Genomic DNA, 11654 nt, shown 5'->3' with positions numbered 1-11654 from the left:
GTTAGAATAGAATAACAGAGAGAAAGCGCTTACATTTAGGAGGGTGTTATGACGGGGCAGGTAAAATCAGGGGGATATAACCGCTGGTTAGTTATTTTTGGGACCGCGCTGGTGCAATTAGGAGTTGGAACATTTTATGCATGGTCCATATTTAATACACCGATTTTGAAAATGTTTGGGGAGTTGTCACTCGACAAGCAAGGAAACGTTGCTGCCGTGCAACCACACCTTGGTTCGGTGTCATTGATATTTTCAATTGGATCGCTAACGCTGGCTTTATCAACCATTTTTGTTGGTAAACTGGTCAAACGATTTGGCGTTCGCCGTGTGACGGTTGCTGCTGGACTAGTATTCGGACTTTCGGCATTTATTGTGTCGCGACTTCATTCACCATCGCAATTATGGCTATACTACATATTTGCTGGTGTCACCCTTGGGGCGGCTGACGGTATCGCCTATATGGCGACTTTATCAAACGCGATTAAGTGGTTCCCTGAGAAAACGGGCTTTATTTCGGGCATTTCGATTGCGTTTTATGGTCTCGGATCATTTGTGTTTAAATATGTAGATTTAGCTTTGCTGGGTAATGACCTCGTGAACAATTTGCCTCGTGCACTGATGGGCTGGGGGACGTTGGTGACGATTTTAATTTTAGTTGGGTCACTATTCTTGCGTGATGCACCAGAAACCGAAACGGCTAATACAACGGCCAAGCATCAATTTACAACGGCAGAAATGTTGCGCACACCACAGGCGTACCTATTGTTTGTGGCCTTGTTTACGATTTCATTGAGCGTGTACTTAACGGGAATTGCGGCCAACCTTGGGACTAACTTGGCCGGTCTATCAATTGAACGTGCGACGACGGTTGTGGCATTGATTGCTATTGCCAATACGTTTGGTCGATTTGTGATTGGGTCACTGTCTGACCGATTCGGTCGCAAGCCGATGCTGATTTTATCTTATAGTGCGACGTTGGTTGCGGTAGTGGTCTTGACGTTGAGTCAGCATCTGGCTGCACCGGTCTTTTATGGCATGATGATGATGGTTGGTTTCTTTTTTGGTGGCACAATTACAGTGTTCCCATCGTTGGTTGGGGATTACTTTGGTTTGAAAAATCACAGTCAGAATTACGCGTTAATTTATCAAGGGTTCGGATTTGGTAGTCTGGCAGGAGCGATTATTTTGTCGCTGGCCGGCGGGAATTTGACTGTTGTTTTGTATGTTTACATTATTTTGTTAATTTTGTCATTGGCCATTTGGTTCATGATTAGGGTACCTAAGAATTCGAAGACGGTAGCTAATCCTGAAACTGGACAGGCGTAGGTGACGTAAGTGACTGGCAAATGCTGGTCACTTTTTTTGTTCGATGGCAGAAATCAAAAGTGATTTTATGTGAATTTTAACTTCTGTTTTATCAACGGTTTTTCTTGTGATATGTTAGTGGCATAAATGAATGGGGGTATTATGATGAGGTGAATTGTCAATTCAACCGGAACACTTGAGATAAATAATATTCTTTAGCCGATCTCCAGCCGAAAAGCTTTCGAGGTCGGCTATTAATTTGCTCAACCATTTGTTCAATGTATTCGTCTGAATAATCTTCGATTGCAGTCCCTTTAGGGACGTACTCACGGATTAGCCCATTTGTATTTTCGTTGGTCCCACGTTGCCATGGAGCGTGGGGATCAGGAAAGTAAAACTGGACATCGAATTTCTTTGTTATCTCATCTTGCGCACTGAATTCATTTCCGCGGTCTGGAGTTAAAGTCTGTATCTGACTAGTTGGAAGGGAATTTAGCATTGAACCTATGATTCTCATAACATCGACGGTTTTCTTTGATGCCGCTCGTTTTGAAAGTAATATTCTGGTCTTCCTATCAACCATTGTGACCAATACTTGACCGCCTTTACGGCCAATAACAGTGTCCAGTTCCCAATCTCCAATTCGAGAGCGACAACCTGCTTCTGCAGGTCGCTCGTCAATCGTATTTGGAATTCTAATCTTACCTCGACGCTCGACATGACCTTTAGTATGTCGAGTTTTTCCTCTATGCCGAAGCGCACGAGCAATGCCCCGAGCTTTGTGACTTTTCACCGGCTGGCCCAAGTTATCTCTATAAATCGCTCGGTAGATTGTATTTGCGCTAATAATCGTATGACCTTTTGATATCTTTAGTCGACCAGCTATCTGTTCAGGCGACCAATGTTTTTGATTAATTCCATATATAACTAGTTCTCGCAGTTCAGTGTTATCTAACTTTCGGTGTTTATGCGACTTCGTTCGAGCAAGCATGTGCTTTTGATCGGCATCCTCAGCTTCATAAGTTGAGCCAACACAGCGGGCAATCTCACGAGAGATTGTCGAAGCGCTTCTACCAATTTCTTTTGCAATGCTACGCATTGACAACCCTTCTCTGAGTAAAACTTCTATACGTCCGCGATCAAATGCGGTAAGCTGATGATAATGACTCATAATGTTTCCTCGCGTTCTGTATGTTCTAGACAAACTACATTTTACGCTGGTTCATTATGAGTCAGTTTTTATTTAGCTTAGTGTTGCACTTGAATTGTAAATTCAAGGACGTTAAATTGGGGGATTATTGGAACGGGTACAATTGCCAATGAGATGGCGGCTGCTTTGCTGGCACACAACCATCCAGCAACTGCAGTAACTGCACGCAATCAGGAGAAGTTGGCGCAGTTTGCTGACAAGTATCAAATTCCAACGACTTATGGCACAGTGGCGGAATTGCTGGCAGATGATAATATTGATGCGGTTTATATTGCGACACCGCATAACACACATTTAGAATTCATCGAGCAAGCTTTCGAACATGGCAAGCATGTCTTGGCTGAAAAGGCAATTACGGTGTCATACGAAGAGTATGCGATTGTTCAAAAACTTGCTGAGGAAAAGGGACTAGTTTTGATGGAAGCTATGACACCAGTTCATATGCCACTATTCAAGCGCCTGCGCAATTCGGTCGAGAACGGGGCGCTCGGGCAAATTAAAATGATCAACACAACCTTTGGCAGCCATAAGCCATATGATCCAACGAATCGTTTCTTCAATCCAGACTTGGCAGGTGGGGCCTTGTTGGACATTGGTGGATACGCTACCCAATCAACCTTATACTTTATGACCAGTGCACCTAACGTTGTAAAATCAGCGATGATGCCATTCGAAACTGGCGTGGATGAACAGTCGGTGACCTTGTTGGTTAACCAAGATAATGAAATGGCAACGATTACTAACTCAATGCAAGCTAAGCAACCGAAGGCAGTGACAATTTCTGGTACAAAGGGATACTTCCGTATTATGGACTTTCCACGTGCCGATTTTGCCCAGTGGTATCACACTGAAACAGGTGAGATGGAGACAATTGCGCTTGGTAACACCGCGGACGCTTTATGGTATGAAATTGTCGATTTTGAAGCCGCTGTTGATGACGACGCTATTGCCAAGCATTTCGCAACGTTAACTGAGACGCAATTCCAAGTATTAGCCAAGATTCAGCAGGAGTGGCAAGGCGCATAATACAAAATAGGAAAAGAACCCGTCAGCAATTTTACGCTGACGGGTTCTTTACTTATGAATGGTTTCTTTTGCGAAGGCGCCAGTTGCCGGACAAATTGATGCCGGTGATACCGAAGAGCATAATAGCTAAACCGGTTAGCTGGAGATGGTTTGGCAAGGTGTGCCCAAGAAATACCAAGCCCAACAAGACAGTGAAAATCACCTCAAATGATTGCGTTGCTTCAACTGTTGCTAAGGTTTCCATATTTCGGGCTGCCATGGCTGTTGCTTGGAAAAACAGCACCGTGGCAATAACACCGGACGACAACGCTACACTGAACGTGCTTACTAGCGTGCCCTGACTAGGCAAACCAGCTTTCAAATACCCGATAATGCTCAGGACAATGAAGGTTGGATAGGTGGCAATTAGCATCCCAAAAACTTTTTCCAAGCCGTTGAAGGTTGGGTACCGGTTGCCGATTTGGCGATTGCCCAGTGGATAACATACCGCCGCAATAATGATGGCAACGATGGCAAACCAAAACATCGGGGTAACCTGGCTGAAGCCGTTGGTTTGGACCGTTGTGAGGCCAATTCCAAGTAAGATGACGACCATCCATTTGATTTTGCTTCCCGGAATTTTAAGGCGGTGCTTATTTCCCGAATTGTCTGTGACGGTCATCAATGGCGTGGTCAATACACCAAAAACAATGGTGAGTTGCCAGAGACTTGAAACGAGCCATCCAGGCAGGAACTGCGCTGACCAGGTGAGGGGAACGTAGAAAAGGACAAAACAAACATTGCTCCAAATAAACCAGTAACTCGGTGCCTCTTTCATGCTAGCCCAAACCTGCCTGAAATCAGATTTTAGTTGTGGTACGCGACCTAGCAACATAATCATGGGCAACATCCATAAATAACGCAAGGTGGCGACCCATATCCAATAACCTGAATCAGAAAGATTAATCTCATTTAACAAAAAAGTCAGCGAAAAAAATAGGGCCGCTAAGATACCCAGCAAAATTGCTTTGATTGCCATAATGACCTCCTAACGATCGTATATCATGAGGCTGATGAACGATGCTTCTTCCATTGCGTCGTTTCGATAAACGTGTGGAAAGGCACCGTTGAATTTTGCTAAACTGCCAGCTGGAATAACATACGATTGGCCGTTAATCGCCATTGTTAGTGTGCCACTTCTTACCAGTAGTACTTCAACAGTCCCTGGAACGTGGGCAGCAGACTCACGCTCAGTTAGCGATGACAAGTTGAGGTCGAAGACTTCAAATTTGGTATTTGCTAAGGTACTGAAAATTGATTGGACCTTCACTCCTGGATTGTCACTAGGAATATCATGAAAATCAGCGGGAGTAGCCAGCTCAAAATCAACTGTATCGGTTGCGAAAAAATAGTTGATTGGCACGGCCAGCCCACTTGATATTTTCCACAACGTATCAATGGATGGAGATGTCGTATGACGTTCAATGTTGTTTAGCGATGCGGCGCTAACGCCGGTTAACTCGCTGGTTTCTTGTAGGGTTAATTGCCGTTGTTGGCGAATTTCTTTTAGCCGGTTTCCCACGATGTCTGTTATCATAAATGCTCCTTTTTAGTATATTGGATAATATTTACTATACTAAACAAAGCGTAGGTGTCAATAATGCTTTGCATTTTAAATCCCATTTTGAATTGTTTACTCGTTGAAATTTTGAGAAAGATCACCAATTTTCATGTGTTACGCTACTATTTGTAGGCATTGATAGGCTGGTCGTGTCTCACTATGATTATGAGTGAAAGGAGGGATATGTATGCAATCAAGAAATAGAACCCGGAGGCTTGTCCTAATCGCGTTATTTACTGCAATTATTCTGATTCAATCTATGGTTCCTATGCTGGGCTTACTGCCACTGGGGGCTTTTGCGGTTGGACTATCGGTTCAAATTATTGGTGTGACTGTAGCGATTGGTGCAATCGTTTTAGGCCCTGGTGCAGGTGCCTTTTTGGGCTTCGTCTGGGGGGTGTATGCCTTGTGGGATGCTTGGACGAGCGTGCCGTCAATCGGAGCTTTGATGTTCCGTAATCCACTGACGGCTTTAGTACCGCGAATTTTAGTCGGATTAATCATTGGTTACTTGTATTGGCATTGGGTCAAAGGTCGAGCGCGCCAAACCAAAACTATACCGTTATTTATACTTGGTGGTTTGGCCGCATTTATTAATACGGCGTTTGTTTTGATTTTTACTTGGCTAGGGTTCAATGTTATGAACACCACCTTTACAGGTATTCCAGATAACCACTTATTAAGCTGGTTAATTTTGTCAGTCGCAGGAGTGAACGGCATAGTCGAAATTATTGTGTCCGCAATTTTAGTGGCATTGATTGCGACGCCGGTCGTGGCTTATGTTAACCGTTTGCATTAATTTTAAGGTTGTGTGAGTTGATGAGGGGGACGAGTTGTATTGGTTTATATATATCTACTCTTAGTTGAGCTATTTTATGTTGTGTTGGCGCAGGATGTTTCGCCACATTCGAATTTTACGTTGGTAGGTGTTGCATTCGGGATTATGTCAGCTATCGTTGTTATATTTTGGGTGATTAAGTTTTTTGTCGCACTGTATAAAGGGTTCGAAAATGCCAAGTGGCGGCAGGATGATCATCTATTTGAAATCGGGTTTAAAAGCCGGATTAAACCTAGTATTGTATTTGATGTAACGATGTTAGTGACCGCAGTTGTTGTATTATTAGGCAGTTTATTTATTCCAGGCAATGGCTTATTTTGGCCAACAATCGGTTTGGCGGCAATCGGTGGATTGTTAATCCATAAACGATTCAAGAGAAACTAACGAAGAAAACAGCGTAAACGCTTTATGGGTGTTACGTTGTTTTTTTATACATCAGTTTTCTTACATTGCCCGGTTATTCGAATTTAAGAATTAATTTGACAATTTATAAGTATCTGGAGTAATGTATATATTACAAAGGGAATATATATATTACCTTTCTTCGGAGGAATGTATATGGAAAATAAAGTGAAAGCAGTTCGTGTTGCGACTGGCATGTCACAAAAAGAGCTGGCAGCGACAGTCGGTATTACGCGGCAGACGTTAAGTTTGATTGAAAAAGGGGCGTACAATCCGACGTTGAAGTTGGCCGTTGGTATAGCGAAGGCGCTGGATACAACATTGGATGCACTGTTTTGGATTGAGGGGTAAGGATAATGTGGGAATCCGTTGAAAAGAAAATGGTTATGTGGGCGGCGTCTTCCGCCGTTGATCTTGATGAATATCAAGAAAAAGAAGTGTATCGTGTGTTGGCGATTAGTAATGTGGTGCAGTACATTGTTGGCTTTCTAATCTTGTTGGCTGCCTACATTGTGATGTATGTAGTTGACCATAACATCGGACTTGGCTTGCAAATTGCGGGCAGTGTTTTTGTACTGACCGGTAGTTTGATAGCCCAATCATTACGAAAAAAGGGGCGGGTTAGCCAGGATGTTTATTCTGAAACTGAGTACATTGTAGCTAAGCGACGCATTCAAAAGAAAACGTTGATTGCGCTTGCTGAAGAAATCGTGCTCATGCCAGTTATTTTGACGATTGTGATGTATAACGAGACGTTAGCATATAAGGTTTACTTTGGTGTGTTCTTCATTGCTCTGTTTATACCGACGATGTATTTCTTTTGGTTAAATCAAATTAATAAAGAATATTAGTGAAAAGCGTGCGCCCGGACAGTGTTTGGGGGCGCGTTTTTAAGTTGTTGCCCAAAAATCGGGGTTGACGAATAAAAAATAAGCAAGTATAGTTTGTTTTGTTAATAAATTATGAGAAACAGGTGAAAGACTATGTCATTTAATAACTCACAATTTAATAATGCTTATTACTTCTATTTCTAATCATCGTGATTAATGTGCCGGGCACGTCGATCACGACGTGCCCGAAATAGAAGCATTTTCTATTGCGAATTGGGCGAAATCATCAAAGCGCTTGATTTGAAATAGAAAAAATATGACCAGCTGGATATTTTTCTAAACGAATCAGTGCTTTCATGGCGCTCGATTCGTTTTTTTGTATCTGGAGGAAATATGATGACAATTCAAAAGGGGTTAAAAGGTCAATTACGTGTAGCAAGCGATAAGAGTATTACGCACCGGGCGATTATCTTAGGTGCTATGGCGGTCGGTAAAACGCATATCATGCAGCCGTTGCTATCAGACGACATACGTCAAACAATTCATGGCGTACAACAGTTGGGGGTAGATGTCGTTATCACCGAAGATAACGACATTATTATTGATAGCTTGGGGATTGCCGATATTCAAAAGCGTCAATTTGATGAGCCAATCGCGTTTAATTTTGGTAATTCGGGGACAACGACACGATTAATGATTGGTTTATTAGCAGGTTTAGGAATTCCAGCGGTGATTACGGGTGACGCCAGTCTTAGTCAGCGACCAATGAATCGAATTGTGGATTTGCTTACTGGCTACGGCGCTGATATTACAACGACGGATGGTCATCTACCAGTCACTATTCGAGGTGGCATCATGACTGATGTGATTAATGAAACGTTAAAGGTGCCTTCAGCGCAAATCAAAACAAGTTTGCTCCTTGCCGGTTTGAGTGCCGGAGTGCCAGTTATTGTTTTTGATGATTTTCAAACACGAAACCACACCGAAAACATGTTGCCTAGTTTCGGGGTTACGGTTGATTGTCAGGGTGGCATGATTTTTGTTTCAGGTGATCAGCGACTAACTGCGACTACGGTTTCGGTACCGGCAGATATGTCGTCAGCTGCATTCTGGCTGGTTGGTGCGACGTTGCAACCAGGAAGTGATATTGTCTTGCAGGATGTCAATATGAACGAAACACGGTCTGGCATTGTTAAAGTGTTACGTCGGATGGGAGCAAGCATCACATTGCTGAATGAACGTGTTCAAAACGGTGAACCAATCGCTGATGTCCGTGTTGCCAGCGTGTCACAGCTAATTGGCACGACGGTTCAGGGAGGAGAAGTGACCACTATGATTGACGAATTGCCGATTCTGGCGTTAGCACTTGCGCGATCCGAGGGGGATAGTCGGGTCATGGATGCCAGCGAATTGCGTGTGAAGGAAAGTAATCGCATTAGCACCGTGAGTGAAACTTTAGTAGCGTATGGTGCTGACGTGAAGCCGACACCAGACGGTTTTTTGATTACCGGGGTGTCAAGATTGCAGGCACCGGCTGAGTCATTATCTGACCACGGTGGCCACCGGATTGCGATGTTGCAATCGATTGCACAATTACTGACAAACGATGATGCCCCGCTTCCTAACCAGGCAGCAACTGCCGTGTCATATCCTGATTTTAAACGAGATATGGAGGTGCTAATGCATGCCTAAAATTGCAATTTGGGGATTGGGCGCGATAGGTGCAGCGATAGCCGAACGTGTGAGCCTAGCGCCAGACTATGAAGTATTAGGATTTGATATTGAACCAGCGAATATCCGTGATGCATTAGCAATTGGTGTGATTCATGGGGCTTTCGAACCCAAGGAAATTAGTCAAATGCCGTTTGACTTAGTAGTCATTGCAGTGCCGCCAACGGAAACGGTGGCTATTCTACAAAATCTACACACGACCAACTTAATTGTCGATGTGGCATCAGTTAAGCGGCCGATTATGACAGCGACTGATCACTTACCGCATTTTGTCGGTGGCCATCCAATGGCTGGTACTGATGAAACCGGTCTTAACGGTCGGCGAAAAGTTATGCTCGAACAAGCACGTTTCTTCTTGATAGGCGAAAAATCTGACCGCCAAAAAGTAGCTGAATTATTGGCGCCATTGGGTAGTCAGTTTGAGACAGTTACCGTTGAACAACATGATGCATTAGTTGCACTCACAAGTGATGCAACCCATTTAATTGCGGATGCCTTGGTTGCAACATTAGGTGCCAATGAAAATAAACAAAAGCACGCGTTCGTCGGGCCAGGATTTCTTGATACGACGCGGATAGCTGCAGCTAGTCCCGACCTGTGGACACAAATATTATTACACAATCGGACGGCTACGATGGCGGCGGTAGCGGACTTTATGACCGAACTAACACGGCTAAACGATTTAGTGGCCAATGGAGACGCTGACCAGTTATTGTTGGCGCTAACAAATATTCAACAAATTAGGAGGGGTTTAGGATGAATATATTATTAATTGGGTTCATGGGTGCCGGTAAAACAACAGTTGGTCAAGAATTGTCCCATGATTTGGGTAAGCATTTTATTGATTTGGATCAAGCAATTGTCGAACATGTTGGGCAACGGATTCCAGCGTTCTTTTCACAAGTCGGCGAACCGACTTTCCGTGAAATTGAAGCGAAGATGTTAGCAAAGGTCCTTGAACAACCTGATACCGTCATCAGTACTGGTGGTGGGGTCATCGAAACCCAAATTTGTATGGATTTGATGAGCCGACCAGATGTTTTTACCATTTGGCTAAATAGCGACTTTAGTACTGTGACTGAACGCCTGTTGATGGCTGATGACATGCGGCCTTTAATGCAGCAACACTCATTGTCGTCCTTCTTTAAACTTTGGCAAAATCGACAGGTTAAGTATGCTCGGATGGCAGACTTAATGATTACAACTGATAGTAAAACCCCTAACGAAATTGTTGATGAAATTGATCGCCATCTGGCTGAGCCCACCGTTTTGGATATGGTTCGCAGTCAAATTGATAGTGTGGATCGACAGATATTACAGGCGATGGTGACGAGGATGGCGTTAGTTGATGAGGTTGCTGGTATTAAAGCTAATCATAAGTTGGCGGTAGTTCAACCTGGTCGCATGCTTGCTATGCGAGAACGACTACAAAAACGATTTAAAAATATTTTGCCAGAGCAGGTAGTTGCGGACTACTTAAATCTGATGACAACCACGGCGATTCAACGAGAGGAGGCGCAAATATGAGTAAGTTAGTTGCAATTAGGATGCAAGTTACCATTTACCTCATGTACGTTGTGCAAGGTTTTGCATTAATTATTTTGGCGCAGACTATGAGTTCCTTAACGAGTATCTGGCACACAAATTTAGCCGGAGCGACAGCGGTTGTATCGGCAATCGGTATTGGAAAATTGATTGCTTACCCATTTTTGGGCGAACTTTCTGATCGTTGGCCCCGAAAAACGCTGTTATTACTGGCGATGGCTGCTTATGGTGTTTTCTTTACACTAGTACCGGTATCAACGCAGATTTGGCAAGGAATTGTTTTAACGAGTTTCGCCGGCATTGCCAATGCCATGCTGGATGCGGTGGCCTACCCGACGTTACTTGCGCAACATGACGGTCGTTCAAGTGGTAATGTGCTGATTAAAGCCATGATCTCAATTGGTGAAGGGATTTTGCCAATCATCATTATCAATTTAAATAGCCACCAATTATGGTTTGGCTGGGTGTTTTGGGTAGCTAGCGCCATTTTAATCATCGCTTTTCTGGCTCTAATTGGCACACAAATTCCGAAGGTAGAAAGTCATTCTGCTGGTGCAAAAGCAGCGTCACATTGGCAGTGGGATGTGGTTCAATTTACATTTTTAGCATACGGCTTTACCGCCATGTGGTTGATGATTCATTTCACCCAATGGGTAACACGTTACTTTCAACTTGTGCGCGGATTCGATGAGACAAGCGCGCATTTGCTGATGACTTGCTATAGCGTAGGCTCTTTGATTGGCGTTGGGCTCGTGTTCCTACTAACTGGTCGTCGTCTACTCCCTGAAAAATGGTTATTGGTGGTAATGAACAGTATGGCTTTATTAAGTCTGATTATGTTGTTGGTTGTTAACACAAATTCGATTTTCTTGATTAGCGTGGCGACGGTAATGTTTGGTATGTCAGCCGCCGGTGGTGCACTGCAGTTAGGCGTTGGACAACTTATTGCACATAACCCAACGTTTACCGGGCGAGCAACTGGCTGGTACTTCTTTTCCGGTAGCATCGCGGCATTACTTATGCCGATTGTGACTGGGCATTTTGCGGAACAACATTTGGCAGTTGTGATGCAAAGCTTGTTAATTGTTGCTGTGATAAATCTAATTTTAGTCGTCTCGCATGCTTTGCGTGTGGTCAATTTGAGTGAAACAGAGATAGGAGAATAAA

Annotated in this window: 13 protein-coding genes; 10 read left to right on the top strand and 3 right to left on the bottom strand. The window is 43.7% G+C overall.

What is annotated here, in order from left to right:
- Positions 1-48 precede the first annotated feature (48 nt).
- Complete coding sequence (locus tag OIT45_RS12430) at positions 49-1326, top strand: OFA family MFS transporter (protein WP_264330322.1); 1278 nt, start codon at positions 49-51, stop codon at positions 1324-1326.
- Positions 1327-1483: 157 nt separating this feature from the next.
- On the opposite strand, the gene OIT45_RS12425 is transcribed toward OIT45_RS12430, so the two are convergent.
- Complete coding sequence (locus OIT45_RS12425) at positions 1484-2476, bottom strand: IS30 family transposase (RefSeq protein WP_264329892.1); 993 nt, start codon at positions 2474-2476, stop codon at positions 1484-1486.
- Between the two features lie 93 nt (positions 2477-2569).
- Here OIT45_RS12425 and OIT45_RS12420 point away from each other — a divergent pair, with 93 nt between their 5' ends.
- Entirely contained in the window at positions 2570-3541 is a 972-nt protein-coding gene (locus OIT45_RS12420) for a Gfo/Idh/MocA family protein (RefSeq protein WP_264340114.1), read from the top strand.
- 52 nt (positions 3542-3593) lie between these two features.
- Here the strand turns inward: OIT45_RS12420 and OIT45_RS12415 are convergent, their stop codons facing one another.
- Together OIT45_RS12415 and OIT45_RS12410 are read right to left on the bottom strand one after the other, a co-directional pair.
- Complete coding sequence (locus OIT45_RS12415; RefSeq protein WP_199404920.1) at positions 3594-4559, bottom strand: multidrug resistance efflux transporter family protein; 966 nt, start codon at positions 4557-4559, stop codon at positions 3594-3596.
- Positions 4560-4568: 9 nt separating this feature from the next.
- Positions 4569-5117, bottom strand: coding sequence for a helix-turn-helix domain-containing protein (locus OIT45_RS12410; RefSeq protein ID WP_135411938.1), 549 nt, complete (start codon positions 5115-5117; stop codon positions 4569-4571).
- Positions 5118-5328: 211 nt separating this feature from the next.
- Here OIT45_RS12410 and OIT45_RS12405 point away from each other — a divergent pair, with 211 nt between their 5' ends.
- The 8 genes from OIT45_RS12405 to OIT45_RS12370 all read left to right on the top strand — a co-directional run bounded on the left by OIT45_RS12405 (position 5329) and on the right by OIT45_RS12370 (position 11653).
- Entirely contained in the window at positions 5329-5940 is a 612-nt protein-coding gene (locus OIT45_RS12405; RefSeq protein WP_199404919.1) for an ECF transporter S component, read from the top strand.
- A 39-nt stretch (positions 5941-5979) separates the two neighbouring features.
- Complete coding sequence (locus tag OIT45_RS12400; RefSeq protein ID WP_199404918.1) at positions 5980-6363, top strand: hypothetical protein; 384 nt, start codon at positions 5980-5982, stop codon at positions 6361-6363.
- A gap of 168 nt (positions 6364-6531) precedes the next feature.
- Entirely contained in the window at positions 6532-6732 is a 201-nt protein-coding gene (locus OIT45_RS12395; RefSeq protein WP_167849097.1) for a helix-turn-helix transcriptional regulator, read from the top strand.
- A 5-nt stretch (positions 6733-6737) separates the two neighbouring features.
- Entirely contained in the window at positions 6738-7232 is a 495-nt protein-coding gene (locus tag OIT45_RS12390) for a hypothetical protein (protein WP_199404917.1), read from the top strand.
- Positions 7233-7604: 372 nt separating this feature from the next.
- Entirely contained in the window at positions 7605-8903 is a 1299-nt protein-coding gene (aroA, locus tag OIT45_RS12385; protein WP_264340107.1) for a 3-phosphoshikimate 1-carboxyvinyltransferase, read from the top strand.
- Positions 8896-9702: a prephenate dehydrogenase gene (locus tag OIT45_RS12380; protein ID WP_199404915.1), complete on the top strand. Its 807-nt coding sequence runs from the start codon at positions 8896-8898 to the stop codon at positions 9700-9702. Before aroA ends, OIT45_RS12380 begins: the two co-directional genes overlap by 8 nt.
- On the top strand, positions 9699-10469 hold the full coding sequence (locus OIT45_RS12375) for a shikimate kinase (RefSeq protein WP_199404914.1): 771 nt from the start codon (positions 9699-9701) through the stop codon (positions 10467-10469). The genes OIT45_RS12380 and OIT45_RS12375 overlap by 4 nt, the downstream gene beginning before the upstream one ends.
- On the top strand, positions 10466-11653 hold the full coding sequence (locus tag OIT45_RS12370; RefSeq protein WP_199404913.1) for an MFS transporter: 1188 nt from the start codon (positions 10466-10468) through the stop codon (positions 11651-11653). Before OIT45_RS12375 ends, OIT45_RS12370 begins: the two co-directional genes overlap by 4 nt.
- Position 11654: the final 1 nt, after the last annotated feature.

It is taken from the genome of Weissella sp. LMG 11983, from assembly GCF_025908495.1.
GTDB lineage: Bacteria > Bacillota > Bacilli > Lactobacillales > Lactobacillaceae > Weissella > Weissella fermenti.
The sequence above is the reverse complement of the archived record's forward strand: the minus strand, read 5'-3'. Positions and strand labels throughout refer to the sequence as shown.

Coding starts and splice junctions, on each gene's coding strand:
- OIT45_RS12410 (WP_135411938.1), bottom strand. CDS start 5,117: ATGATAACAGACATCGTGGGAAACCGGCTAAAAGAAATTCGCCAACAA.
- OIT45_RS12390 (WP_199404917.1), top strand. CDS start 6,738: ATGTGGGAATCCGTTGAAAAGAAAATGGTTATGTGGGCGGCGTCTTCC.
- OIT45_RS12425 (WP_264329892.1), bottom strand. CDS start 2,476: ATGAGTCATTATCATCAGCTTACCGCATTTGATCGCGGACGTATAGAA.
- OIT45_RS12405 (WP_199404919.1), top strand. CDS start 5,329: ATGCAATCAAGAAATAGAACCCGGAGGCTTGTCCTAATCGCGTTATTT.
- OIT45_RS12430 (WP_264330322.1), top strand. CDS start 49: ATGACGGGGCAGGTAAAATCAGGGGGATATAACCGCTGGTTAGTTATT.
- aroA (WP_264340107.1), top strand. CDS start 7,605: ATGATGACAATTCAAAAGGGGTTAAAAGGTCAATTACGTGTAGCAAGC.
- OIT45_RS12415 (WP_199404920.1), bottom strand. CDS start 4,559: ATGGCAATCAAAGCAATTTTGCTGGGTATCTTAGCGGCCCTATTTTTT.
- OIT45_RS12375 (WP_199404914.1), top strand. CDS start 9,699: ATGAATATATTATTAATTGGGTTCATGGGTGCCGGTAAAACAACAGTT.
- OIT45_RS12380 (WP_199404915.1), top strand. CDS start 8,896: ATGCCTAAAATTGCAATTTGGGGATTGGGCGCGATAGGTGCAGCGATA.
- OIT45_RS12395 (WP_167849097.1), top strand. CDS start 6,532: ATGTATATGGAAAATAAAGTGAAAGCAGTTCGTGTTGCGACTGGCATG.
- OIT45_RS12370 (WP_199404913.1), top strand. CDS start 10,466: ATGAGTAAGTTAGTTGCAATTAGGATGCAAGTTACCATTTACCTCATG.